The sequence below is a fragment of the Aeromonas sp. 160P genome (assembly GCF_055193095.1).
This window is the reverse complement of the sequence record NZ_JBUXKV010000001.1, coordinates 682,501-704,995: the sequence shown is the minus strand read 5'-3', so window position 1 is coordinate 704,995 and position 22,495 is coordinate 682,501. Positions and strand designations below refer to the sequence as shown.

Below are 22,495 nucleotides of genomic sequence, written 5' to 3'. Positions count from 1 at the left end.
GTTGGAAAACATGCTGGAAAGATTGAACGGCCTGCTCAAGCAGGCCGAAATTGTTATCACTGATACTCAAAAGAACCAACTGGTGCAGCTAGTCGAGTTGCTGCACAAGTGGAACAAGGCTTACAATCTCACCTCGGTGCGTGAACCGGACGCCATGCTGGTCAAGCACATCCTCGACAGCCTGGTGGTGAGTCCCCACTTGCACGGTGAGCGCTTCATCGACGTGGGGACCGGCCCTGGCTTGCCAGGCTTGCCGTTGGCGATCATCAATCCGGACAAGCAGTTCGTGTTGCTCGACAGCCTGGGTAAGCGGATCAACTTTATCCGTCAGGTGATCCAGGAGCTGGGTCTGACCAATGTCACGCCAGTCAAATCCCGGGTTGAAGAGTATCAACCTGACGTGGGATTTGATGGTGTACTGAGTCGGGCCTTTGCCTCGCTGGAGGACATGTTGAGCTGGTGTCATCATCTGCCATCCGAGCAGGGTTGCTTCCTGGCGCTCAAGGGGCAATATCCCGAGCAGGAGCTTGCTCAGTTGCCTGCCAATATCCGTCTGGTCGCCTGTCATGAGTTGCGGGTGCCGGAGCTGGAAGGCGAACGTCATCTGCTGGAATTCAAACATATCCAGCCCGAATAGGGTCGCAGTTTTATTTAGGGGATCGCGTGGGAAAAGTCATCGCCATAGCCAACCAGAAGGGTGGTGTGGGTAAAACCACCACCTGTGTGAATCTGGCCGCCTCCATGGCTGCCACCCGGCGCAAGGTGCTGGTGATTGATCTGGATCCGCAGGGCAATGCCACCATGGGTAGTGGTGTCGATAAATACGATGTCGAGCGCACTGCCTATGAACTGCTGATCGAAGATGCCCCCGTAGCTGAGGTGATCATCCGTGAAACCTCGGGTGGTTATCACCTGATTGCCGCCAACGCCGACGTGACCGCGGCAGAAATCCGTTTGATGGAGTTCTTTGCTCGCGAGATCCGCCTGCGCAATGCGTTGGCCTCGGTGCGGGACAAATACGATTACATCTTCATCGACTGCCCCCCCTCTCTCAACATGCTGACCGTGAACGCCATGGCCGCCGCTGATTCTGTGCTGGTTCCGATGCAGTGCGAATATTATGCGCTGGAAGGGCTCACCGCCCTGGTCGACACCATCAGCAAGTTGGCTGCGGTGGTCAATCCGCAGCTCAAGATCGAAGGGGTGCTGCGTACCATGTTCGATCATCGCAACCGGTTGGCCAATGATGTGTCCGATCAGCTTAAACAGCACTTCGGCGACAAGGTCTACCGCACCATCATTCCCCGCAACGTTAGACTGGCGGAGGCCCCGAGTTTTGGCGCCCCGGCCATGCACTACGACAAATCATCGGTGGGCGCCAAGGCCTATCTGGCACTGGCTGGCGAGATCCTCCGTCGCCAGGAGCAAGAGTGTCAGCTGCCCATCGCAGACCGAGAGAGCATATGACGCCAAAGAAACGCGGACTGGGCAAAGGGCTGGATGCCCTGCTCAGTACCAGTACGGCTGCCCGCCAAAAACAGGTGATGAGTGATCATCGCACCGAGCAGGCCATGGCCCCTACCAATCAGGGTGAACTGCGCAAACTGCCGGTGGAGTGGTTGCAGTCAGGCAAGTACCAGCCCCGCAAGGACATGTCCCAGGAGGCACTGGAAGAGCTTGCCAACTCGATCCGTACCCAGGGGGTTATTCAGCCCATCGTAGTACGCCCGCTCGGCGAACAGTCCTTCGAAATTATCGCTGGTGAACGGCGCTGGCGTGCTTCTCAGCTGGCCCGTCTCGACCTAGTGCCGTGCATCGTCAAGGATGTCCCTGATGAGGCCGCGGTGGTCATTGCGTTGATTGAAAATATTCAGCGGGAAGATCTCAATGCCATCGAAGAGGCGGTCGCTTTACAACGATTGCTGACCGAATTTGAACTGACCCACCAGCAGGTGGCCGAGGCGGTGGGCAAGTCGCGTACGACCGTGACCAACCTGCTGCGTCTCAATCAGCTCAACGATGACGTGAAGCGCTTGGTTGAGCACGGTGACCTCGATATGGGTCATGCCCGTGCTCTCCTGACGCTCAGTGGTCAGGCTCAGTCAGATCTGGCCAAGTTGGTTGCCCAGAAGGGACTGACTGTACGGGATACCGAAAAACTGGTGAAAAAGGCGCTCGAACCGGCCAAGGCCAAGCTGGAACCGGTCACGGATCCCCAAATTGGTTATCTGGAACGCCAGTTGGCAGAAAAAATTGGCTATCAGGTACAACTTCAGCCTGGCAAGCGGGATAGCGGCAAGTTAGTAATAAGTTACGAGAACTTGTCTGATTTGGACTGCATATTGGGCTATTTTGGCATGTCGGAATCGTGATTTTTACGCTTTTTGTAGTAATAAAACATCCATTACTTTTGATATGAACGTAACCTTAATTCTCTGCGGAAGGCCGCAAAAAATAAGGATTTTTGTCATATTGCAATAGCTGCCCTCAAGGGTATAATTTGAGCGGCTTTAAGAGCTGCCAACTTGGGATCATCGGATCCCAATTTTTTACAGTTCTGTAATGTTCAGGGGTCGGTTGGTGAAGCAGAAATTAGCCTTGGAAGGTTTGACACTGGCCTTGGTTATGCTCGTTTGTCAGCTCATCCTGATCCTGGCGATGAGTGCCATCTGGTATTACCAGTCTGGTGCCCGCGCCGGTTATTCCGCCCTCTACGGAGGGGGGATGTACTGGGTTCCTCAAGCCTTGTTTACTGTCTGGGTGCTGCGCCGCAAGGTGACCGCCGAGAGTGTAGGTCTGGTTTTGCGGGACTTTTATGGTGGGGCTGGGATTAAGCTCATTTCGACGGCGGGCCTGTTTGCCCTGCTGTTCGGTGCGGGAGTCGAGGTCGTTACCGTCTCGTTTTTTGCCACTTATATCCTCGCCCTCGTTGTACAGTGGATGGTCTCATTCACGCTTAACAACCACTATTAGGAAAACTCATGTCTGCAACCGGAGAAGTCCTGACTCCTCAGGGATATATCTCCCACCACCTGACCCACCTTCAAGTCGGGTCTGGGTTCTGGACGGTAAATATCGACTCAATGATATTTTCTGTCGTGCTAGGCGCCCTGTTTATCCTGTTGTTCCGCCGTGTAGCCGTCAATGCTACCAGTGGTGTACCAGGTAAGCTGCAGTGCTTTGTGGAGATGCTGGTCGAGTTTGTGAATGGTAACGTCAAAGACATCTTTCACGGTCGCAACAAGGTCATCGCACCTTTGGGACTGACGGTGTTTGTGTGGATCTTCCTGATGAACTTCATGGATCTGATCCCCGTTGACTTTATCCCTCACGCTGCACAATTGATGGGTGTCCCCTATCTGCGTGTGGTTCCCTCCGCTGACGTTAACATCACCATGTCCATGGCTTTGGGCGTGTTCTTCTTGATCCTGTACTACAGCATCAAGGTCAAGGGTATCAGTGGGTTTGTGAAGGAGCTGACGCTTCAGCCTTTCAACCACCCGGCTGCCATCCCGGTTAACTTCATCCTGGAAACTGTTACGCTGATTTCCAAACCTGTTTCTCTGGGTCTTCGACTGTTCGGCAACATGTATGCTGGCGAACTGATCTTTATCCTGATTGCGGGTTTGTTACCCTGGTGGTCACAGTGGATCCTGTCCGTGCCTTGGGCAATTTTCCACATTCTGATCATCACTTTGCAGGCATTCATTTTCATGGTTCTGACCATCGTCTATCTGTCGATGGCGCAGGAAGACCATAATTGATGCAACTCAAATAATCCTTTTTATACAATCAATTACATCTAAATAACTGGAGATCCTCATGGAAAACTTGAACATGGACCTGCTGTACATCGCTGCGGCAATGATGATGGGTCTGGCTGCTATCGGTGCTTCCATCGGTATCGGTATCCTGGGTGGCAAGTTCCTGGAAGGTGCTGCTCGTCAACCGGATCTGATCCCGGTTCTGCGTACCCAGTTCTTCATCGTAATGGGTCTGGTGGATGCGATCCCGATGATCGCCGTTGGTCTGGGTCTGTACGTGATGTTTGCGGTTGCTGGCTAAGTCGTTGCGACTCATCCAGGCATAACCCATTAACTAACTTAAGAGGACATCGGCTGTGAATATCAACGCCACCCTCCTCGGCCAAGCAATTGCTTTTTTCTTCTTCGTTGTGTTTTGCATGAAGTACGTATGGCCGCCGTTGATTGCTGCCATCGAAACCCGTCAGAAAGCCATTGCTGACGGTCTCTCTTCTGCCGAACGTGCCAAGAAAGATCTGGATTTGGCCAAGGCCAACGCCACCGATCAGCTGAAAGAAGCCAAGCTCCAGGCTGCTGAAATCATTGAACAGGCTAACAAACGTAAAGCCCAGATCATTGATGAAGCTGCCGTAGGTGCCCAGACTGAGCGGGAAAAAATCCTGGCTCAGGGCCGTGCCGAGATCGAAGCTGAACGTCATCGTGCCAAAGAAGAACTGCGTAAGCAGGTTGCTGCTCTTGCCATTGCTGGTGCAGAGAAGATCCTGGCGCGTCACATCGACCAGGCTGCCAACAGCGACATCGTCGACAAACTGGTAGCAGAACTGTAACGGGAACGGGGCTATGTCTGAACTGACTACAATCGCTCGCCCCTACGCCAAGGCTGCTTTCGAGTTTGCCGTTGAGCACAAGGCGGTTGACCAGTGGCTGGGGATGCTCGGTTTCGCTGCGCAAGTAGCGGAAAACGAGACCATGCACAACCTGGTAAACGGCTCTGTGGCTGCCGAAGAACTGGCAACGCTGTTTGTCGGTATCTGCGGTGAGCAACTCGACGAGCATGGCCAGAACCTGATCAGGGTGATGGCCGAGAATGGTCGCTTGGGTGTGCTGCCGGCGGTCGTTGCTGAATTTGTAGCGTTCAAGGCTGAACTGGATAAAGAAGTTCAGGCTGACGTGATTTCGGCGATCGAACTGACCGACCAGCAGAAAGCCAATATTCAGGCTTCTCTGGAACAACGTCTCGCGCGCAAAGTGAAGCTGAATTGCAGCATGGATGCGTCCTTGATGGCCGGGGTGCTCATCAAGGCCGGTGATCTGGTAATCGACGGCACAGTCCGCGGTAAGCTGGATCGCATGGCTGACGCGCTGCAATCTTGATTGGGGTATTAGAGCATGCAACTGAATTCCACTGAAATCGCCGAGCTTATCAAGCAGCGCATTGCGCAGTTTGATGTCAAAAGCGAAGCGCGTAACGAAGGTACTATCGTCTCTGTGAGCGACGGTATCATTCGTATTCACGGCCTGGCCGATGCCATGCAGGGTGAGATGATCGAGCTGCCGGGCAACCGCTTCGCTCTGGCATTGAACCTGGAGCGTGACTCCGTCGGTGCGGTGATCATGGGTTCCTATGACGGTCTGTCAGAAGGAATGAAAGTAAAAGGTACTGGCCGTATTCTGGAAGTGCCGGTAGGTCGTGGTCTGTTGGGCCGGGTGTTGAACACCCTGGGTCAGCCGATCGACGGTAAAGGTCCGATCGACAACGACGGCTTCTCGCCGATCGAGGTGATCGCACCGGGCGTTATCGAGCGTAAGTCTGTTGACCAGCCGGTCCAGACCGGCCTGAAAGCCATCGATGCCATGATCCCGATTGGTCGTGGCCAGCGTGAGCTGATCATCGGTGACCGTCAGGTTGGTAAGACCGCCATCGCGATCGACACCATCATCAACCAGAAAGATTCCGGCATTAAGTGTGTCTACGTTGCGATTGGCCAGAAGGCCTCCACCATCGCCAACGTGGTACGCAAGCTGGAAGAGCACGGCGCCTTGGCCAACACCATAGTGGTGGTTGCCTCTGCCTCCGAAGCCGCTGCCCTGCAGTACCTGGCTCCGTATGCCGGTTGCTCCATGGGTGAGTACTTCCGTGACCGCGGTGAAGACGCGCTGATCATCTATGATGACCTGTCCAAACAGGCCGTAGCTTATCGCCAGATCTCCCTGCTGCTGCGCCGTCCGCCAGGACGTGAAGCTTACCCGGGTGACGTTTTCTATCTGCACTCCCGTCTGTTGGAGCGTGCTGCTCGTGTTAACGCCGAGTATGTAGAGAAGTTCACCAATGGTGCCGTGAAAGGCCAGACCGGTTCTCTGACCGCTCTGCCGATCATCGAAACCCAGGCGGGTGACGTATCTGCGTTCGTTCCGACCAACGTGATCTCCATCACCGATGGTCAGATCTTCCTGACTTCACAGCTGTTCAACTCCGGTATTCGTCCGGCGGTTGACCCAGGTATCTCCGTATCCCGTGTAGGTGGTGCTGCTCAGACCAAGATCGTCAAGAAGCTGTCTGGTGGTATTCGTACCGCATTGGCCCAGTATCGCGAACTGGCGGCATTCGCCCAGTTCTCTTCCGATCTGGACGAGGCAACTCGCAAGCAGCTGGATCACGGTGTGAAAGTGACCGAGCTGATGAAGCAGAAGCAATACTCTCCGCTGAGTGTGGCTCACCAGTCTCTGGTGCTGTTCGCCGCTGAGAAAGGCTATCTCTCCGATGTCGAGCTGAACAAGATCGTCGACTTCGAAGCCGCTCTGCTCTCTTACGCCAATACCCAGCATGCTGAGCTGATGGCTGAAATCAATGCCAAGGCCGATTACAACGACGCGATCGTTGGCAAGCTGACTGCGTTGCTGGATGACTTCAAGGCAACCCAGACCTGGTAAGCGTGTGTGGCAGCGCAAGCTGCCACCTGATGGAGAGTAAGAGATGGCCGGCGCAAAAGAGATACGTAACAAGATCGGGAGTGTGAAAAACACTCAGAAGATCACCGGCGCTATGGAAATGGTGGCAGCAAGCAAAATGCGCCGTGCGCAGGAACGCATGTCTGCCAGCCGTCCGTACGCTGAAACCATGCGCAAGGTGATCGGCCATATCGCTCAGGGGAACTTGGAATACAAGCACCCCTACCTCATGGAACGTGAGGTCAAGCGAGTGGGTTACATCGTCGTCTCCACCGACCGTGGCCTGTGTGGTGGTCTGAACATCAACCTGTTCAAGGCTGCCCTCAATGATATGAAGCAATGGAGCGCGAAAGGTGCCAAGGTTGACCTGGCACTGATCGGTAACAAGGCCTCCAACTTCTTTGAACGGCACGGCGCCAAGGTGAAAGCTCATGTCGCAGGACTGGGCGATAACCCGAGCGTCAATGACCTGATTGGTTCAGTCAAGGTCATGCTGAAGGCTTACGACAACGGTGAGATTGACAAGCTGTATCTGGTGTACAACAAGTTCGTCAACACCATGGTGCAGCAACCACGGGTCGATCAACTGCTGCCTTTGCCCGTAACTGAAGACAGCAAGCTCGCCAAGAAACACCACTGGGATTACCTCTATGAGCCGGATCCCAAGCAACTGCTGGATACCCTGCTGATTCGCTACGTCGAGTCCCAGGTGTACCAGGGTGTTGTGGAAAACTTGGCAAGTGAACAGGCAGCCCGAATGGTTGCCATGCAAGCCGCGACTGACAACGCCGGCAACCTGATTAACGACCTGCAACTGGTGTACAACAAGGCCCGTCAGGCCAGTATTACCCAGGAACTGACAGAGATCGTATCCGGTGCTGCTGCGGTGTAAGGCAAGGGTTATCAAAGGTTTAGAGGATTTGACATGAGTAACGGTTTCATCGTCCAAATCATCGGCGCTGTGGTGGACATCGAGTTCCCGCAGAATGCCGTGCCCCAGGTGTACGATGCAGTGACAGTCGTCAGCGAAGGTCAAGGTCAGGGTCTGGTGCTGGAAGTTCAGCAGCAGATCGGTGGCGGCGTCGTTCGTTGCATCACTATGGGCTCCTCCGACGGTCTGCGTCGTGGGTTGGAAGTAAGTAATAGCGGTAAATCCATCCAGGTGCCGGTCGGTGTATCGACTCTGGGTCGGATCATGAACGTACTGGGTGAGCCAATCGACGAGAAAGGTCCGATCGGTGAAGAAGAGCGTTGGTCTATCCACCGCGCTGCCCCCAGCTACGAAGATCAGTCCAACAGCAACGACTTGCTGGAGACCGGCATCAAGGTTATCGACCTGGTATGTCCGTTCGCCAAGGGTGGTAAAGTAGGTCTGTTCGGTGGTGCCGGTGTCGGCAAAACCGTAAACATGATGGAGCTGATCCGTAACATCGCGATCGAACACAGCGGTTACTCTGTGTTCGCCGGTGTAGGTGAGCGTACCCGTGAGGGTAACGACTTCTACCACGAGATGATGGAGTCCAACGTACTGGACAAAGTATCTCTGGTTTACGGTCAGATGAACGAGCCGCCCGGAAACCGTCTGCGCGTGGCGCTGACCGGTCTGACCATGGCCGAGAAGTTCCGTGACGAAGGTCGTGACGTGCTGTTCTTCGTGGACAACATCTACCGTTACACCCTGGCCGGTACTGAAGTATCCGCACTGCTGGGCCGTATGCCTTCCGCAGTAGGTTACCAGCCGACCCTGGCCGAGGAGATGGGTGTTCTGCAAGAACGTATCACCTCCACCAAGACTGGTTCCATCACCTCCGTTCAGGCCGTTTACGTCCCTGCGGATGACTTGACTGACCCGTCTCCGGCGACCACCTTCGCCCACCTGGATGCGACCGTTGTACTGTCCCGTCAGATCGCGGCACTGGGTATCTACCCGGCCGTTGACCCGCTGGACTCTACCTCTCGTCAGCTGGATCCGCTGGTAGTTGGTAAAGAGCACTACGAGACCGCTCGTGGGGTTCAGACCGTACTGCAGCGCTACAAAGAGCTGAAGGACATCATCGCCATTCTGGGTATGGATGAACTGTCAGAAGAAGACAAACTGACCGTAGCCCGTGCCCGTAAGATTGAGCGTTTCCTGTCCCAGCCGTTCTTCGTAGCAGAAGTGTTTACTGGTTCTCCTGGTAAATACGTGCCGCTGAAAGAGACCATCCGTGGTTTCCAGGGCATCCTGAAAGGCGAGTATGACGATCTGCCAGAGCAGGCGTTCTACATGGTTGGTGGTATCGACGAAGTCGTCGAGAAATCCAAGAAACTGTAAGCCTCGACAGGAGGGCCCATGGCAGAGATGATCTCCTTTCACCTGGATGTGGTGAGCGCCGAAGGAAAACTGTTTTCCGGTCGCGTGCAATCCGCTCAGGTATCAGGCTCCGAAGGTGAGTTGGGTCTCCGCCACGGTCATGCTCCGTTGCTGACTGCCATCAAGCCGGGCTTGGTCCGTTTGGTGAAGCAGAACGGAACTGAAGAGGTGTTGTACATCTCCGGCGGTGTGCTGGAAGTACAAGCTGAATCCGTGACCGTGCTGGCGGACACCGCGATTCGTGCTGATGACTTGGATGAGGCGAAAGCCCAGGAAGCCAAGCGCGCAGCCGAAGAGCGGATCCACAGCTCCCATGGTGATATCGACTACGCCCAGGCCGCCACCGAGCTGGCCAAGGCGATGGCTCAATTGCGAGTCATCGATATCGTCAAAAAGAATTACCGCTAATAACGGTGATGTAAAAAGCGACCTTCGGGTCGCTTTTTTTTTGCCCGTTCGATAGACTCCGCCGAGTATTTCCACACAAGTTCAAGGTCGAATTCATGTCTCTCAACGTCGTGATCCTGGCAGCGGGTAAGGGTACCCGCATGCGTTCCGTTCTGCCCAAGGTACTGCACCCGGTAGCCAACAAACCCATGGTTTCCCATGTGATCGACACTGCCCGTCAGGTCGGTGCCGAGCAGCTGCATCTGGTCTATGGCCACGGTGCCGAGCTGTTGCAAGAGCGGATCATGGCCGCCGATGTGAACTGGGTGCTGCAGGCACAGCAGCTGGGGACTGGTCACGCCGTCGCCCAAGCCATCCCGTTCTGGAAGGATGAAGACGACGTGCTGGTGCTCTATGGCGATACCCCGCTGATCCAGCCAGAGACCCTGCAACGACTGCTGGCTGCCAAGGCAAGCGATGGCATGGCACTGCTGACCGTGGTGCTGGACAACCCCACCGGCTATGGCCGTATCGTCCGTGAAAACAGTCAGGTGGTCGGTATCGTCGAACAGAAAGATGCCAACGCCGAGCAGCTGACCATTCGTGAAGTGAACACCGGCGTGCTGGTGGCCAACGGCGGTCAGCTGCGCAGCTGGCTCTCTCGTCTGGACAACAAGAATGCTCAGGGCGAGTTCTATCTGACCGACGTGATCGCCATGGCGCACGGCGATGGCTGCCCAATCGCAGCGGTACATCCGGATCATGCTGCCGAGGTGGAAGGGGCCAACAACCGGGTCCAGCTGGCTGCCCTTGAGCGCAGCTATCAGCAGATGCAGGCCGAGAAGCTGATGATTGCCGGTGCTACCTTGATCGACCCGGCTCGCTTCGATCTGCGCGGATCCCTCGAGATCGGTGAAGAGGTGGTGATCGATGTCAACGTCATCATCGAAGGCAAGGTCGTCTTGGGTAATCATGTGCGCATCGGAGCCGGTGCTGTGTTGAAGGATTGCGTCATTGGCGATCACACCGAGGTGAAGCCCTACTCCGTCATCGAAGGTGCCCAGATTGCCGATCAGTGCTCGGTCGGTCCGTTTGCCCGTCTGCGCCCGGGTGCCGTGCTGGAGCAGGATGCCCACGTCGGTAACTTCGTCGAGATGAAAAAATCCCGGTTGGGGGTTGGTTCCAAGTGTGGTCACCTCACCTATCTGGGCGACGCAGAGATCGGGGCCAAGGTGAATATCGGTGCCGGTACCATCACCTGCAACTACGACGGCGTGAACAAGTTCCAGACCATCATCGAGGATGATGTGTTCGTTGGTTCCGATACCCAGCTGGTGGCGCCGGTGCGTATCGGCAAGGGTGCGACCTTGGGGGCGGGTTCCACCATTACCAAGGATGTGGCCGAGAACGAGCTGGTGATCACCCGGGTGCCCCAGCGTCACATCAAAAACTGGGCTCGCCCGGTCAAGAAGAAGTGATGCCCGATCAATAAAATAGAACCGGCGCCTGATGGCGCCGGTTTTTTTTGGCTTATGGATTATGGCTGATGGTGGGTGTCACTGGCCGATGGTTGGGGGGCTGCCCATGTGGTGGTGGGGGCGCTGTAGTCCATCACCTGATACCAGTCGAGCTTGCGGGTCAGCATCATGATCAGAGCTAGGGTGGCAAACAGCAGCAGGGCGCCAAGCAGCAAGGCGATCTCTTCGGCCTGCAGCAGGCTGTAGAGGATGGCATAGACCAGCCCGAGCAGCGCCGCGAAGCCGATCCCCTGTTTCGGGCCGCCCAGCACATGACTGAGATAGCAGCCGTTGAGCAGCACGCTGGCCAGCGCAGCCACCAGATAGGCCCAGCCAAAGCCGAGGTGTTCGGTCAGTGCCAGTAGCACCAGATAGAAGATGGCCAGCCCCATGCCCACCAGCGCGTACTGGGTCGGGTGGACCCGCAGCCCCTTGAGCAGCTCGAACATGAAGAAACTGATAAAGGTGAGGCCGATAAACAGCAGGGCATATTTGGCCGCCCGCTCGTTGAGCTGATAGTGATCCACCGGCTGCACCAGACTGACGCTGAAGGTGGAGAGATTACTATCGCCCCCGTTCATCATTCGGTTGAAGCGTGTCTCCATGTCGCTGGCGAACCAGCTGGTCTGCCAGTTGGCCTCAAACCCTTGCGAGCTCAGGGTGCGACTACCCGGCAGAAAGTCGCCGATAAAGTTGGGATGGGGCCAGTTGCCTGCCAGCAGCAGGGTGCTCTCCTTGCCCAGCGGCACTATATCGAGGGCGTTCATTCCCTGCAGATTGAGCTCCAGATGAAAAGTGCCATCCTGCTGCGGCAGGCTGTCGAGCGGGGCGTGGATCCCTGCCAGTGCGTCACCGAGGCGGGCGCCGGGGGCAAACGGGATCCGCTCTGTGCCGAGCTGCAGCTCGGGGACGCTGTTGATACCGCGGGCATCGGAGAGCACCAGGCTGAGGTAGGGTTTGCCCGCCACCAGCTCGGCCGCTTCATCAAGCGGTGAGGTCGCGTCATCCAGCAGACTCTGTCGGGTAGGCAGGCGGCCGGAGAGGGTGAGCCGGGTCTGATAGACCTGCGCCTGATAGATGCCCAGCTTGCGCGGGGTGACCTCCATGTTGGCCTTGATATCCAGCTGCTCCGGCAGCAGGTAGCGGTAGATCTGCTCCTGACGGACGAAGCGCTTGCCCTCCTGCTCGACCGTTACCGAGCGGGTATAGGGCTGCACTATGATCGGCCCCATCAGCCGTTGCGGGCCGCTGCTGCTGGCCATGATGCTGTTAATGGCCTGACTGCGGTAAGCCTGACGCTCCCGGTTCAGCTCCATGATGGATTGCACCGGCACCATTAACAGCAGGCTGAGCAACAGCAGCAGAAAGATCTTGTGGGTGAATATCTGTTTGACCATGACACGTCTCCTTGTTGGATGGAGCGAGTCTGTCAGCCCGGCGTGAAGTGGTGATGGGCTTGTGTGAAGTGGCGGTGAAGGGGGATAAAAAAAACCGGCATTGCGCCGGTTTCCGGAGGAATTACAGGGTCTTCAATTTTCCGGGCAGGGCTGCCAGCACCTCTTCTTTCGCCTTGATGGAGGCGAACTGCTTGCCGGGCTTCTGTACCACGGTATGAACGAAGATCAGCTGCTTGCCCGGTTTGCTGGCCCAGCCGACGAACCAGCCGATCTGCTGATCGCGGTTGAGGCTGCCATCCAGCTTCTTCGGGTAGCCCATGCCGGTCTTGCCGTGGATCTGCCAGCCGTCGATCTCGCTCACCTTGAGGATATTGGCGGTGTACTGCAGGGTCTGCGCCGAGACCGGCAGCTTGCCGCTCAGCATCTTGCCAAGGAAGCGGGCCTGCTCCTCCGGGCTGATGGCGAGGCTGGAGCTGAGCCAAGCCTGGGTCAGGCCGTCATGCTTGCCCGGATTGCCTTCGATATCCCGGTTGCCGTAGTCGAAGCGGTCGACGTATTGCTGGAAACGCTCCATCCCCAGCCATTCGGTGATCTGCTGGGAGAACCAGACCACCGAGTAGGTTTCCCAGCGGCGCGGGGTAGTGGTTTCGCGCCAGGCGGGCAGCCAGCCGTCATAGCTCGGTTTGTAAGGCAGTGCCGGATGCTCTTCATCCACCAAAAAACCGCTGTCGTAACCCATCAGCGCTAGCGGGATCTTGAAGGTGGACGCGGGCGGCAGCTGGGTGGAGCAGTCCCCTTCGCTGGAGAGGGTCTGGCCGTTGCCGTCAGCATAGAGAAAACAGCCGCTGGCGGCGGAGGCAGGCAGGGCTGCGAGCAGACCGGTGGCCAGCAGGCTGGAGAGAAGCAGACGGGACATAAGCATTCCTTGAGCAATTGAATAAGAGAAAGCGGCAGTCTAGTGCCGCTTTGTGTGGGGAATGTGAAGTAGCGGGGAGGCGACTAGGCGAACGGCAGCCAGAGTTCGCCTAGCGCGCCCCCTTGCGGCCGGTTGCTCAGGGTCAGGCGACCGCCATGCTGGTGGGCCACTTCATGGGCGAAGCTGAGCCCCAGACCACTGCTCTTGCCCTTGTCCGGGCGCGGCAGCGAGTAGAAGCGCTCGAAGATCCGTGGCAAGGCGTAGCCTGGAATGCCGGGGCCGCTGTCGGTGACCCGAAAACAGTAGCCCTCTTCTTGCAGGCTGCCGCTCAGGGTGACTTGCCCGTTGGCGGGAGAGAAGTCGATGGCGTTATCCAGCAGGTTACCGATGGCTTGCTCCACCAGCAGTGGATCCCACTTCTGTTTCGGCGCGCTGGCCAGTTCGGCTGTCAGCAGGATCTGACGGCGCTGGGCGATGATCTGGCGGGCATCGAGGGTGCGCTTGCCCAGTTTCGCCGGTTCCACCGACTGGCGATCCAGCCCCTGCCCCGACTCCAGCCGTGCCAGTTGCAGCATTCGCTCGATCAGCCGCTGCATGCGGGCGGTTTCCAGATTGATGTTGCCGATAAAGCGTTTGGCCACCTCGGGGGGCGGTGTTTCGGCCAGGAGTTCTCCTGCCCCGCGAATGGCGGCCAGCGGGCTCTTCAGCTCGTGGGTAAGGCTGTGGACGTAGTCCTCGATGTAGCTCTTGCCATCGAGCTGATGGCGCATAGTCTCCAGCGAGTGGCCGAGCCGATCCAGTTCGACGGTGTGCAGCCGTGGCAGGGTTGCCGGCTCCCCCTTGCTGACCGAGTCGGCGTAGTGCACCAGCTTGCCGATGGCGCGGTTGAGCCACCACACCAGCAGGCTGCCGATCAGCAGCGAGATGAGCAGCATCTGGCCACCGGCTCGCAGCAGCTGCTGTTCCCCCCGCTCGATGGCGGGCATCAGGGTGCGATTGGGTTTGGCGACGGTGAGGGAGCCGATGATTTGGGCCCCTTCCCGCAGCTGGGCCGCCACATACATGGTCGAGCTGGTGGCATCATCGGGATCGGTGCGGGTGCTGCGGGCGCCATATTGACCGCGCAGGGTGCGGTAGACATCGTTCCAGCGCGAATAGTCCTTGCCCAGATCCGTACCGTCCGAGTCGTAAATCACTACGCCTTGCCGGTCAGTCACATAGATGCGGTACTCCGCCTGCTGCTTGAGGTGGCCGTCGATCATCGCATTGATGGGATTCTGGTTGAGGCGGGCGAAGGCGCTGGCCAGTCGCCCGTTCATCATATTGCCCTCTTGCAGATCGTCGAGGGCCAGCGGCGCCAGCAGTTGGGTCATGTCCACCAATGTATCCTCGGTGGCGCTGCGGATCCCCGGTTTGATCTCCTCGACGAAGATCTCCAGCACGAACCAGGCGGCCAGCGCGAAGATCAGCAGCAGGCCGCACAGCAGTTGCAGCCCGAGTCTCATGCCAGCTCCAGGCTGTAGCCCAACCCGCGATGGGTGAGGATCAGGTTGGCCTCGGGATCCTGCTCGCGCAGCTTGGCGCGGATGGTCTTGATATGGGTATCGACGGTGCGATCCAGACTCTCCTCCGCATCCTGCCACACCAGATCCATCAGCTGCTGACGGGAGTAGACCCGGCCAGGCGCCTGCATCAGGGTCTTGAGCAGCAGATATTCGTAGCGGGTGAGGGCCAGCAACTGGCCGCGAAAATGGATGCGGGCCCGCTCTTCATCCAGCACCAGCAGGGCGCTGGGTTGGGGGGCTACCGGTTGGCTGCGGCGCAGGATGACTCGCACGCGGGCGCACACTTCCCGTGGCGAGAAGGGTTTGGCCACATAGTCGTCGGCACCGATCTCCAACCCGATCAGCCGGTCTATCTCCTCGCTGCGGGCAGTGAGGAACATCAGGGGAATATCGGTCAACGTCCTCACCTGCTTGCAGAGTTCGAAGCCGCTGATGTCGGGCAGCCCCACATCGAGGATCAGGAAGTCGGGTCGGGTCTGTTCCAGTCGTGTCAGCAGTTGTTGGCCCAGCATGAACCACTCCACCTCAAACCCGTCGGTTTGCAGGGCGTAAATCAGGGTGTCGGCGATGCTGGCCTCATCCTCCACCAGCCAGATGACTCTCTTTTGCATGGCATCCTCGTCGCAAATTGGCCCCCCATTCTGGCATCGAACCAAATCGGATCCTATTTGCTGTTTTATTTTTCCGAAAAAGGGGCTAATATTTCGATGTTCTTTCGAATCGAAACTTAAAAATGACCAAACGTAATACTCAACAACGCCGCCACACCATAGTGACCCTGGTACAAGAGCAGGGTGAAGTGAGTGTCGATGCTCTCGCCAAACACTTTGCTACCTCTGAAGTGACCATCCGTAAAGATCTGGCGGTACTGGAGACCGGCGGTCTGTTGCTGCGCCGTTACGGTGGCGCCGTCCCCTTGCCCAGCGAGATGGTGGTCGAGGCCAATCCCGAACAAGTTTCGAACCGAAAGTTAGCCATTGCCCGAGCCGCTGCCGAGCGGATCCGCGATCACAATCGCATCATCATCGATAGCGGCAGCACCACCAGTGCCATGATCCCCATGCTGGGCAACAAGCGCGGCCTCATCGTGATGACCAACTCTCTCAATGTGGCTGGTGCCCTGCGCGAGCTGGAAAATGAGCCTACCCTGTTAATGACCGGTGGCACTTGGGACCCTCACTCCGAATCCTTTCAGGGTCAGGTGGCGGAACAGGTGCTGCGCTCCTACGACTTCGACCAGCTCTTTATCGGTGCCGATGGCATCGACCCGGAGCGGGGTACCACCACGTTCAACGAGCTGGTGGGCCTGTCGCGGGTGATGGCCGAGGTGTCGCGGGAGGTGATTGTGATGGTCGAGTCGGAAAAGATCGGCCGCAAGATCCCCAATCTCGAACTGCCCTGGTCCAGCATTCAGACCGTCATCACCGATGATGGTTTGGCCAGCGAAGCCAGAGAACATATTCAGGCTCAGGGCATCCAGCTTATCTGTGCCCCGCTCGCCTGCTGATACAGAGCACGGAACATAACCGAATCAACGTTTTTGCATCTCAAGGAGAAGTGTATGTGTGGCATCGTCGGGGCTGTAGCCCAACGTGATGTGGCTGAAATTCTGGTAGAGGGCCTGCGCCGTCTGGAGTACCGCGGTTATGACTCCGCCGGTGTGGCGGTGTTCAGCGCCAACCAGCCGCTGCAGCGGGTACGCCGTCTGGGCAAGGTGGCCGAGCTGGCCAAGGCGCTCGACGAGCAGTCCGTCCATGGTGGTACCGGCATCGCCCATACCCGCTGGGCTACCCACGGCGAGCCCTCCGAGCGCAACGCCCACCCCCACATCTCCGAGCATATCGTGGTGGTGCACAACGGCATCATCGAGAACCACGAAGAGCTGCGGGCCGAGCTGCAAGAGATGGGTTATCTGTTCAGCTCCGACACTGATACCGAGGTGATTGCCCATCTGGTGCACCACGAGCTGAAATCCGCCCCCAATCTGCTGGTGGCCATGCAGGTTGCAGTGAAGCAGCTGCGCGGTGCCTACGGTACCGTGGTGATGGATAGCCGCGACGACAGCCGCGTGGTGGTTGCCCGTTCCGGCTCACCGCTGGTGATCGGTCGCGGCATCGGCGAAAACTTCATCGCCTCCGACCAGATGGCGCTGCTGCCGGTGACCCGCCGTTTCATCTTCCTGGAAGAGGGTGATGTGGCCGAGGTGACCCGCCGCGACGTGCACATCTTCGATACCAACGGCAACGCCGTGGTGCGTGAAGAGAAAGAGTCCGAACTCTCCCACGATGCCGGTGACAAGGGCGAATACCGCCACTACATGCTCAAAGAGATCCACGAGCAACCCAAAGCCATTACCAACACCCTGGAAGGGCGTCTGGGCAGCGATCACGTGGTGGTCGAATCGTTCGGCAACGGTGCCCGTGCCATCTTCGATAAGGTCGATCACATCCAGATCGTCGCCTGTGGTACCTCCTATCACTCCGGCATGGTGGCCCGCTACTGGTTCGAAGAGATCGCTGGCGTCTCCTGCGATGTGGAGATCGCCTCCGAGTTCCGCTATCGCAAATCGGTAGTGCGCCCCAACAGCCTGCTGGTGACCCTCTCCCAGAGTGGCGAGACCGCCGATACCCTGGCGGCGCTGCGTCTGGCCAAGGAGTCCGGCTATATGAGCTCACTGGCCATCTGCAACGTGCCGGGCTCCTCGCTGGTGCGTGAATCGGATCTGGCCTTCATGACCCGTGCCGGTGCCGAAATCGGCGTGGCCTCCACCAAGGCGTTCACCACCCAGCTGGCTGGCCTGCTGATGCTGGTGGCCTCGGTCGGTCACTGCCGTGGTCACCTGAGTGCGGCTGCCGAAGCCGAACTGGTCAAGGCGCTGCAAGCTCTGCCGCTGCGTATTAAAGAGAGCCTGGCGCTGGCCAAGGATATTGAAACCCTGGCCGAAGAGTTTGCCGACAAGCAGCACAGCCTGTTTCTCGGCCGTGGCAGCCAGTACCCCATCGCCATGGAGGGGGCGCTCAAGCTCAAAGAGATCTCCTACATCCATGCCGAAGCCTACGCCGCTGGCGAGCTGAAGCATGGCCCGCTGGCGCTGATCGATGCCGAGATGCCCATCATTGTGGTGGCGCCGAACAACGATCTGCTGGAGAAGCTTAAGTCCAACGTGGAAGAGGTGCGCGCCCGTGGCGGTATCCTCTATGTGTTCGCCGATGCCGATACCGGCTTCAAGAGCGACGAGACCATGCGGGTCATGAACCTCAACCATGTGGAAGAGGTGATCGCTCCCATCGTCTATACCGTGCCGCTGCAGCTGCTCTCCTACCACGTCGCTCTGATCAAGGGCACCGACGTGGATCAGCCGCGCAACCTGGCAAAATCGGTGACTGTTGAATAAGTCACTCCCTGAGATGAAAAAAGAGCCGCAATTGCGGCTCTTTTTGTTTCGGCTGAGGGTTACGACAGCCGCAGGTTGGTGATGGTTACCTCGTCGAGGGAGGGCACTATGATGCCGCTGGTGATCCCTTTGGCGATGGCCTGACTGCGGTTCTTCGAGTCGGTCTTGTTGGTCACCTGGGTCAGGTGAAAGTTGACCGTCCGCTCACTGATACCGAGGATGGTGGCGATCTCCCAGGAGGTCTTGCCCTCGCTGGCCCAGAACAGGCACTCCTTCTCCCGATCCGACAGTTCGGTCAGGTATTTCATCATATCTGGTCTGCTTTTGATCAGTTGCAGCGCCGAGTTGAAGATGTAGCTGGCGCAGAACGACAGCAGCGGGACATTTTCAAACATCAGGTCGGAGTTGGATTTGTCCTTGGTGATGAATGACAAGATGCCGTGTTCCCCCTGCGGGGTGTGCAGCGGGAAGGAGACACCATTGCGCACGCCGAAGTCGGCTGCCAGGTTCATTACCTCCCGGCTGGCGCTGGGCAGCCAGGGTGAGTCGCAGTCGAGTTTGTTCCAGAAGATCGGCTGGGTCTGTTTCAGCCCCAGATAGACCACCGGATCCTGAGTCAGATACTGATTCTCGCTGTAGGCGTCAAACCAAGCCACAGGGCAGTTATTGAACAGCGCTACATGGGATTTCTGCATGCTGATGGGAAAAATAATCAGCAGACGAAAGTAATCAAAGCCCATTTGATGACTGAAGCCTTCCAGCAGCTGTTGAATATCGCTGGTTTTAGTTGCCTTGGTGAACTTGTCGATATGTTCCCAGATCGCATCGTTGAGCATTACTTTCTCCTTTTTCGATCTCTATCACACTGATCGAAAAGATTTTTCTCGTTATTTATATTTGTGTGGTGGCGGTTGGCGCCACTTATTCCGTGCCTGCTTAAAAATTATCCTGTTTTTGTGCATAAAGGCCAAGGAAATCCTCTCGTTGCCAGCCTGCGCTGCATTTGAGATAATGATAATAGTTATCATTAATAAGATGCGTTTCAATGAACAATTTATGGGGTGTGGCCCTGCTGCCACTGTCAGTCCACTTTGCTGTCATCGGGGATGAGCTGGTTGCTCCCGCCCTCAATAACAGCATAGCTGCCGGGAAAGTCTCCCAGCAGCGGGTGGAAAAAGCCGCCGATGCCGCCGTTGCTGCACGACTGGAGCTGCAAAATGCCCAGCTGCAACTGCGCGACCTCGAAGCCTACAACCGCTACATGCAATCTCTGGTGGCCGATCAGCAAAATGAGCTGGGCAAACTTAGCCAGCAGCTGGAAGCGGTGCAAGAGACCCGTCAGGGCTTGATCCCGCTGATGCTGCAGATGCAGGCTGAACTGGAACAACTGGTGCAAAATGACATCCCGCTGCGCCGGGAAGATCGCTTGGCGCGGGTCGAACAGTTGAAAGCGACGCTGGCCCGCGCGGACGTGAGCGAGGCGGAGAAATTCCGTCAGCTGCTGCAGGCCTATCAGATCGAAGCCGAATACGGCAGCCGGATGGACAGCTATTCCGCCGAGCTGGAGCTGGACGGTGCCCCGCGTCGGGTCGATGTGCTGGCGCTGGGTCGGATCTCCCTGCTGGCGATGACCGCCGATCGCAGTCAGGCATGGCGTTGGTCCGCCGAGGCAAAGCAGTGGCAAGCCCTCGACAGCCAGTGGCTCTCCCCCGTCGCTGAGGCGATGGATGTGGCCGCCGACAAGAAAGTTCCCCAGTTGCTCAATGTCCCCCTCTCTGTCAGCCGCAGTCAGGAGGCCCAATCATGAGAGTCACCATGAAGTGGTTCCCCCTCCTTATTGCCCTCTCCTGCGGTGCCAACACCGCTGTCGCCGATGAGTGGCAGCAGCAGGAGCAAGCCCGCGAACAGCAGGCTCAGCAAGATCTGGCGACCGTTGCCAAGCAGCTCGGCACTGCCCGCGCCAGACTGACCGAGGCCCAGCGCCTGAGCAAGGAGCTGGCTGGCAAGTTCGCCAGCAACGAAAAGCAGCTGGTCGAGCTCAACGCCCAGTGGGAGCAAGCCTCCGGCGATATGAACGAGATCTTCGCGGTCACCCGCCAGGGCGCCAGCGATGCGGTCAAGTTGCTGAGCGAATCAGCGGTCGAGGGTCAGCACCCTGATCGCCTCGCCCCGCTGAAAACCATGGCGCAGGATAAACAGGTACCGGATCGCGCCGCCCTCGCCCTGCTGCCCGCCACGCTGCTGCAAGAGATCCGCGAATCGGGCCAGATTGCCCAGTTCAACGGCAAGGTGCTCGATGCCCAGGGGGCTGCCAGCGAGCAGTCGCTGACCCGGGTTGGCAGCTTTGCCCTGCTGGGCAGCGAAGGCTTCCTGCAGCCGACCGCCGAAGGCTTGAGCCCGGTGCTGGGTCTGCCCGGTAGCGTGCTTTCTGCCGTTGCGGCTTATCAGGGTCAGGAAGGGGAAGCGCTGCCGCTGGATCCTTCTCATGGCACTCTGCTGGCGATGCTGGCGCAGGCGCCCACCTTCTGGCAGCAGGTACAGCAAGGTGGTCAGGTCGGCGCCATTATCGTGCTGCTGGCTGCCATTGGTTTGGGGATCGCGGCGGTGCGGTTGTGGAGCCTCTCCCGCGAACTCACGTTGGTGCGTCGCCAGCTCAAGAGCGGCGAATATCATGCCGACAACGCCCTCGGTCGGGTGCTGACGGTGGCGGACAAACACCCCGAGCTGAGCATGGAGACCCTCGAACTGCGTCTTGATGAGGCGATCCTGCAGGAGACTCCTCGCATGGAGCGGGGCATCGGCATGGTCAAGGTGATCGCGGCCATCGCCCCCATGCTGGGTCTGCTCGGTACCGTGACCGGGATGATCGGCACCTTCCAGGCCATCACCCAGTTTGGTACCGGCGATCCCAAGATCATGGCTGGTGGCATCTCCATGGCGCTGGTCACCACGGTACAGGGTCTGGTAGCGGCCATTCCGCTGATCCTGGCCCACAGCCTGCTGCAATCCCGTTTCACCGAGCTCTCCAATGTGCTGGAGCAGCAGGTGGCCGGCATTCTGGCCGAGCGCGCCGAGAGCAATAACAGCGGGATGGAGCGAGCAGCATGATGCTCGACATCTGGCAACAGCTGCAGAGCTTCATGGGCCGTGGCGGCCCGGTGCTCTGGGTCATTCTGGTGCTGCTGGTGCTGATGTGGATTTTGATGATCGAGCGGCTGCTCTACCTCAATCTGGGTTTTGGCCCGTTGCAGCAACAGCTGCTCGGCCGCTGGCAGGCGCGCCGCGAGCGCCATAGCTGGCACGCTCGGGCGATCCGCAGTCGCTGGTTGGCGCAGAGTGAGCTTGCGCTAAACCGTCATCTGATCTTCATCCGCACCCTGGTGGTGCTCTGCCCCATGCTGGGGTTGCTGGGCACAGTGACCGGCATGATCGGCGTATTCGATGCGTTGGCCGCTGCCAACCGCTTTAACCCGGAGAGCATGGCGGGCGGGATCTCCCGCGCCACCATCCCCACCATGGCAGGCATGGTGGTGGCGCTCTCCGGCGTGTTGTTACTCAGTCGGCTCGAGAGTCAGGCCAAGCGTGCGCTGGCCAAGACCCGGGACGGCCTGCGAGAAGAGAAGGTAATGCAATGAGACGGCAATCCAAACGCCAGCGTGACGAAGTACAGATCGACATGACTCCCATGCTGGATATCGTGTTCATCATGCTGATCTTCTTTATTGTCACCACCTCCTTCGTGCGTGAAGCCGGGCTTGAGGTGCACCGACCCCAGGCCAGTCAGGCCAAGGCGCAGAAATCCTCCAGCATCATGCTGGCGATCGGGGCTCAGGGTCAGATCTTCCTCGACCGCAAGCAGATCGATGTGGAGCGGGTACAGGCCACCATCGCCCGCCTGCTAGCGGAGCAACCCGATGCCAGCCTGGTGATCCAGGCTGACGAACGGGTGCCCCACGGCAAGGTAGTGCGAGTGATGGATGAGGCCAAGGCGGCGGGTATCGCCAATATCGCCGTGGCGGTGGCGCCGAAATGAAATACAAGCTGATGAGCCTGGGGCTGGGGATCGCCCTCAGTCTGGGCATCCTGCTGTTTATGGCAACCCTGGTTGAACCGCCCCGAGGCGAGAAGGTGGCGAGTGAGCAAAAATCCATCGTCATCAATATGCAGAACGAGGTGACCGAGGTGCAGGTGCGCGAGCGCCCGGTGCCGCAGGAACCCGATCCCTTGCCCGAGCCCCCTGCCGCGCTGGCGGC

Annotated in this window: 25 protein-coding genes (1 of these 25 cut by a window edge); 20 read left to right on the top strand and 5 right to left on the bottom strand. The window is 58.1% G+C overall.

Annotated elements, in window-relative coordinates; genetic code table 11:
- Positions 1-10 precede the first annotated feature (10 nt).
- From rsmG to glmU, 13 genes are all read left to right on the top strand, one after another.
- Positions 11-637, top strand: a complete 627-nt coding sequence (gene rsmG, locus ACY8FN_RS03375; RefSeq protein WP_463099227.1) for a 16S rRNA (guanine(527)-N(7))-methyltransferase RsmG — start codon at positions 11-13, stop codon at positions 635-637.
- Between the two features lie 26 nt (positions 638-663).
- Positions 664-1,467 carry a ParA family protein gene (locus ACY8FN_RS03370; protein WP_042022953.1) on the top strand — a complete coding sequence of 268 codons (804 nt, stop codon included), beginning with the start codon at positions 664-666 and terminating at the stop codon, positions 1,465-1,467.
- Positions 1,464-2,372 carry a ParB/RepB/Spo0J family partition protein gene (locus ACY8FN_RS03365; RefSeq protein WP_463099226.1) on the top strand — a complete coding sequence of 303 codons (909 nt, stop codon included), beginning with the start codon at positions 1,464-1,466 and terminating at the stop codon, positions 2,370-2,372. The genes ACY8FN_RS03370 and ACY8FN_RS03365 overlap by 4 nt, the downstream gene beginning before the upstream one ends.
- A gap of 190 nt (positions 2,373-2,562) precedes the next feature.
- Positions 2,563-2,973 carry an ATP synthase subunit I gene (locus ACY8FN_RS03360; RefSeq protein ID WP_162515549.1) on the top strand — a complete coding sequence of 137 codons (411 nt, stop codon included), beginning with the start codon at positions 2,563-2,565 and terminating at the stop codon, positions 2,971-2,973.
- 8 nt (positions 2,974-2,981) lie between these two features.
- Positions 2,982-3,764 (top strand): F0F1 ATP synthase subunit A, encoded by a 783-nt coding sequence (atpB, locus tag ACY8FN_RS03355; RefSeq protein ID WP_042022950.1) that lies wholly within the window; start codon positions 2,982-2,984, stop codon positions 3,762-3,764.
- A 58-nt stretch (positions 3,765-3,822) separates the two neighbouring features.
- Positions 3,823-4,065 (top strand): F0F1 ATP synthase subunit C, encoded by a 243-nt coding sequence (gene atpE, locus ACY8FN_RS03350; RefSeq protein WP_005307205.1) that lies wholly within the window; start codon positions 3,823-3,825, stop codon positions 4,063-4,065.
- Between the two features lie 55 nt (positions 4,066-4,120).
- A complete protein-coding gene (gene atpF / locus ACY8FN_RS03345; protein ID WP_139691539.1) occupies positions 4,121-4,591 on the top strand; it encodes a F0F1 ATP synthase subunit B in 471 nt (156 codons plus the stop codon).
- A 13-nt stretch (positions 4,592-4,604) separates the two neighbouring features.
- Entirely contained in the window at positions 4,605-5,138 is a 534-nt protein-coding gene (atpH, locus tag ACY8FN_RS03340) for a F0F1 ATP synthase subunit delta (protein ID WP_184157290.1), read from the top strand.
- Between the two features lie 15 nt (positions 5,139-5,153).
- Positions 5,154-6,695, top strand: coding sequence for a F0F1 ATP synthase subunit alpha (gene atpA, locus ACY8FN_RS03335; protein WP_139728429.1), 1,542 nt, complete (start codon positions 5,154-5,156; stop codon positions 6,693-6,695).
- Positions 6,696-6,738: 43 nt separating this feature from the next.
- Positions 6,739-7,605 carry a F0F1 ATP synthase subunit gamma gene (gene atpG / locus ACY8FN_RS03330; RefSeq protein WP_101345813.1) on the top strand — a complete coding sequence of 289 codons (867 nt, stop codon included), beginning with the start codon at positions 6,739-6,741 and terminating at the stop codon, positions 7,603-7,605.
- A gap of 33 nt (positions 7,606-7,638) precedes the next feature.
- Positions 7,639-9,027: a F0F1 ATP synthase subunit beta gene (atpD, locus tag ACY8FN_RS03325; protein ID WP_101323150.1), complete on the top strand. Its 1,389-nt coding sequence runs from the start codon at positions 7,639-7,641 to the stop codon at positions 9,025-9,027.
- A gap of 18 nt (positions 9,028-9,045) precedes the next feature.
- Complete coding sequence (locus ACY8FN_RS03320) at positions 9,046-9,474, top strand: F0F1 ATP synthase subunit epsilon (protein WP_162515814.1); 429 nt, start codon at positions 9,046-9,048, stop codon at positions 9,472-9,474.
- Between the two features lie 95 nt (positions 9,475-9,569).
- On the top strand, positions 9,570-10,931 hold the full coding sequence (gene glmU / locus ACY8FN_RS03315; RefSeq protein WP_463099225.1) for a bifunctional UDP-N-acetylglucosamine diphosphorylase/glucosamine-1-phosphate N-acetyltransferase GlmU: 1,362 nt from the start codon (positions 9,570-9,572) through the stop codon (positions 10,929-10,931).
- A 59-nt stretch (positions 10,932-10,990) separates the two neighbouring features.
- Here the strand turns inward: glmU and creD are convergent, their stop codons facing one another.
- The 4 genes from creD to blrA form a co-directional block, all read right to left on the bottom strand.
- Positions 10,991-12,367 carry a cell envelope integrity protein CreD gene (gene creD / locus ACY8FN_RS03310; protein ID WP_463099224.1) on the bottom strand — a complete coding sequence of 459 codons (1,377 nt, stop codon included), beginning with the start codon at positions 12,365-12,367 and terminating at the stop codon, positions 10,991-10,993.
- A 121-nt stretch (positions 12,368-12,488) separates the two neighbouring features.
- Positions 12,489-13,283 carry an OXA-12 family class D beta-lactamase gene (gene blaOXA / locus ACY8FN_RS03305; protein WP_463099223.1) on the bottom strand — a complete coding sequence of 265 codons (795 nt, stop codon included), beginning with the start codon at positions 13,281-13,283 and terminating at the stop codon, positions 12,489-12,491.
- An 83-nt stretch (positions 13,284-13,366) separates the two neighbouring features.
- Positions 13,367-14,788, bottom strand: a complete 1,422-nt coding sequence (gene blrB / locus ACY8FN_RS03300; protein ID WP_463099222.1) for a beta-lactam sensor histidine kinase BlrB — start codon at positions 14,786-14,788, stop codon at positions 13,367-13,369.
- The gene (gene blrA / locus ACY8FN_RS03295) at positions 14,785-15,459 is read right to left on the bottom strand and encodes a beta-lactam response regulator transcription factor BlrA (protein ID WP_463099221.1); all 675 of its coding nucleotides are present in this window, start codon (positions 15,457-15,459) and stop codon (positions 14,785-14,787) included. The genes blrB and blrA overlap by 4 nt, the downstream gene beginning before the upstream one ends.
- 122 nt (positions 15,460-15,581) lie before the next feature.
- On the opposite strand from blrA, the gene ACY8FN_RS03290 reads away from it, so the two are divergent.
- Both ACY8FN_RS03290 and glmS read left to right on the top strand, forming a co-directional pair.
- The gene (locus ACY8FN_RS03290) at positions 15,582-16,355 is read left to right on the top strand and encodes a DeoR/GlpR family DNA-binding transcription regulator (protein WP_098971462.1); all 774 of its coding nucleotides are present in this window, start codon (positions 15,582-15,584) and stop codon (positions 16,353-16,355) included.
- A 54-nt stretch (positions 16,356-16,409) separates the two neighbouring features.
- Entirely contained in the window at positions 16,410-18,242 is a 1,833-nt protein-coding gene (gene glmS, locus ACY8FN_RS03285) for a glutamine--fructose-6-phosphate transaminase (isomerizing) (RefSeq protein WP_463099220.1), read from the top strand.
- Between the two features lie 59 nt (positions 18,243-18,301).
- On the opposite strand, the gene ACY8FN_RS03280 is transcribed toward glmS, so the two are convergent.
- Positions 18,302-19,078: a helix-turn-helix transcriptional regulator gene (locus ACY8FN_RS03280; protein WP_101317690.1), complete on the bottom strand. Its 777-nt coding sequence runs from the start codon at positions 19,076-19,078 to the stop codon at positions 18,302-18,304.
- Between the two features lie 209 nt (positions 19,079-19,287).
- On the opposite strand from ACY8FN_RS03280, the gene ACY8FN_RS03275 reads away from it, so the two are divergent.
- The 5 genes in view from ACY8FN_RS03275 to ACY8FN_RS03255 are tightly spaced (each overlapping or abutting the next) and all read left to right on the top strand, a layout consistent with a single transcriptional unit that may run on beyond the window.
- Positions 19,288-20,049, top strand: coding sequence for a DUF3450 domain-containing protein (locus ACY8FN_RS03275; RefSeq protein ID WP_463099219.1), 762 nt, complete (start codon positions 19,288-19,290; stop codon positions 20,047-20,049).
- Positions 20,046-21,350, top strand: a complete 1,305-nt coding sequence (locus ACY8FN_RS03270) for a MotA/TolQ/ExbB proton channel family protein (protein ID WP_463099218.1) — start codon at positions 20,046-20,048, stop codon at positions 21,348-21,350. The genes ACY8FN_RS03275 and ACY8FN_RS03270 overlap by 4 nt, the downstream gene beginning before the upstream one ends.
- Positions 21,347-21,877, top strand: a complete 531-nt coding sequence (locus tag ACY8FN_RS03265) for a MotA/TolQ/ExbB proton channel family protein (protein WP_101317694.1) — start codon at positions 21,347-21,349, stop codon at positions 21,875-21,877. The genes ACY8FN_RS03270 and ACY8FN_RS03265 overlap by 4 nt, the downstream gene beginning before the upstream one ends.
- Positions 21,874-22,275, top strand: a complete 402-nt coding sequence (locus tag ACY8FN_RS03260) for an ExbD/TolR family protein (RefSeq protein WP_005339369.1) — start codon at positions 21,874-21,876, stop codon at positions 22,273-22,275. The genes ACY8FN_RS03265 and ACY8FN_RS03260 overlap by 4 nt, the downstream gene beginning before the upstream one ends.
- Positions 22,272-22,495 carry the 5' end (the start) of a TonB family protein gene (locus tag ACY8FN_RS03255; protein WP_139691529.1) on the top strand. Its footprint extends 439 nt past the window's final position, so 224 of the gene's 663 nt are visible here — the first part of the coding sequence; the start codon lies at positions 22,272-22,274; its stop codon lies off the right edge, out of view. The genes ACY8FN_RS03260 and ACY8FN_RS03255 overlap by 4 nt, the downstream gene beginning before the upstream one ends.

What these genes read in the sequence shown, in the direction of transcription:
- rsmG (WP_463099227.1), top strand. Translation starts at nt 11, where the DNA reads ATGCTGGAAAGATTGAACGGCCTGCTCAAGCAGGCCGAAATTGTTATC.
- ACY8FN_RS03365 (WP_463099226.1), top strand. Translation starts at nt 1,464, where the DNA reads ATGACGCCAAAGAAACGCGGACTGGGCAAAGGGCTGGATGCCCTGCTC.
- ACY8FN_RS03360 (WP_162515549.1), top strand. Translation starts at nt 2,563, where the DNA reads ATGTTCAGGGGTCGGTTGGTGAAGCAGAAATTAGCCTTGGAAGGTTTG.
- atpB (WP_042022950.1), top strand. Translation starts at nt 2,982, where the DNA reads ATGTCTGCAACCGGAGAAGTCCTGACTCCTCAGGGATATATCTCCCAC.
- atpE (WP_005307205.1), top strand. Translation starts at nt 3,823, where the DNA reads ATGGAAAACTTGAACATGGACCTGCTGTACATCGCTGCGGCAATGATG.
- atpH (WP_184157290.1), top strand. Translation starts at nt 4,605, where the DNA reads ATGTCTGAACTGACTACAATCGCTCGCCCCTACGCCAAGGCTGCTTTC.
- atpA (WP_139728429.1), top strand. Translation starts at nt 5,154, where the DNA reads ATGCAACTGAATTCCACTGAAATCGCCGAGCTTATCAAGCAGCGCATT.
- atpG (WP_101345813.1), top strand. Translation starts at nt 6,739, where the DNA reads ATGGCCGGCGCAAAAGAGATACGTAACAAGATCGGGAGTGTGAAAAAC.
- atpD (WP_101323150.1), top strand. Translation starts at nt 7,639, where the DNA reads ATGAGTAACGGTTTCATCGTCCAAATCATCGGCGCTGTGGTGGACATC.
- ACY8FN_RS03320 (WP_162515814.1), top strand. Translation starts at nt 9,046, where the DNA reads ATGGCAGAGATGATCTCCTTTCACCTGGATGTGGTGAGCGCCGAAGGA.
- glmU (WP_463099225.1), top strand. Translation starts at nt 9,570, where the DNA reads ATGTCTCTCAACGTCGTGATCCTGGCAGCGGGTAAGGGTACCCGCATG.
- creD (WP_463099224.1), bottom strand. Translation starts at nt 12,367, where the DNA reads ATGGTCAAACAGATATTCACCCACAAGATCTTTCTGCTGCTGTTGCTC.
- blaOXA (WP_463099223.1), bottom strand. Translation starts at nt 13,283, where the DNA reads ATGTCCCGTCTGCTTCTCTCCAGCCTGCTGGCCACCGGTCTGCTCGCA.
- blrB (WP_463099222.1), bottom strand. Translation starts at nt 14,788, where the DNA reads ATGAGACTCGGGCTGCAACTGCTGTGCGGCCTGCTGCTGATCTTCGCG.
- blrA (WP_463099221.1), bottom strand. Translation starts at nt 15,459, where the DNA reads ATGCAAAAGAGAGTCATCTGGCTGGTGGAGGATGAGGCCAGCATCGCC.
- ACY8FN_RS03290 (WP_098971462.1), top strand. Translation starts at nt 15,582, where the DNA reads ATGACCAAACGTAATACTCAACAACGCCGCCACACCATAGTGACCCTG.
- glmS (WP_463099220.1), top strand. Translation starts at nt 16,410, where the DNA reads ATGTGTGGCATCGTCGGGGCTGTAGCCCAACGTGATGTGGCTGAAATT.
- ACY8FN_RS03280 (WP_101317690.1), bottom strand. Translation starts at nt 19,078, where the DNA reads ATGCTCAACGATGCGATCTGGGAACATATCGACAAGTTCACCAAGGCA.
- ACY8FN_RS03275 (WP_463099219.1), top strand. Translation starts at nt 19,288, where the DNA reads ATGAACAATTTATGGGGTGTGGCCCTGCTGCCACTGTCAGTCCACTTT.
- ACY8FN_RS03270 (WP_463099218.1), top strand. Translation starts at nt 20,046, where the DNA reads ATGAGAGTCACCATGAAGTGGTTCCCCCTCCTTATTGCCCTCTCCTGC.
- ACY8FN_RS03265 (WP_101317694.1), top strand. Translation starts at nt 21,347, where the DNA reads ATGATGCTCGACATCTGGCAACAGCTGCAGAGCTTCATGGGCCGTGGC.
- ACY8FN_RS03260 (WP_005339369.1), top strand. Translation starts at nt 21,874, where the DNA reads ATGAGACGGCAATCCAAACGCCAGCGTGACGAAGTACAGATCGACATG.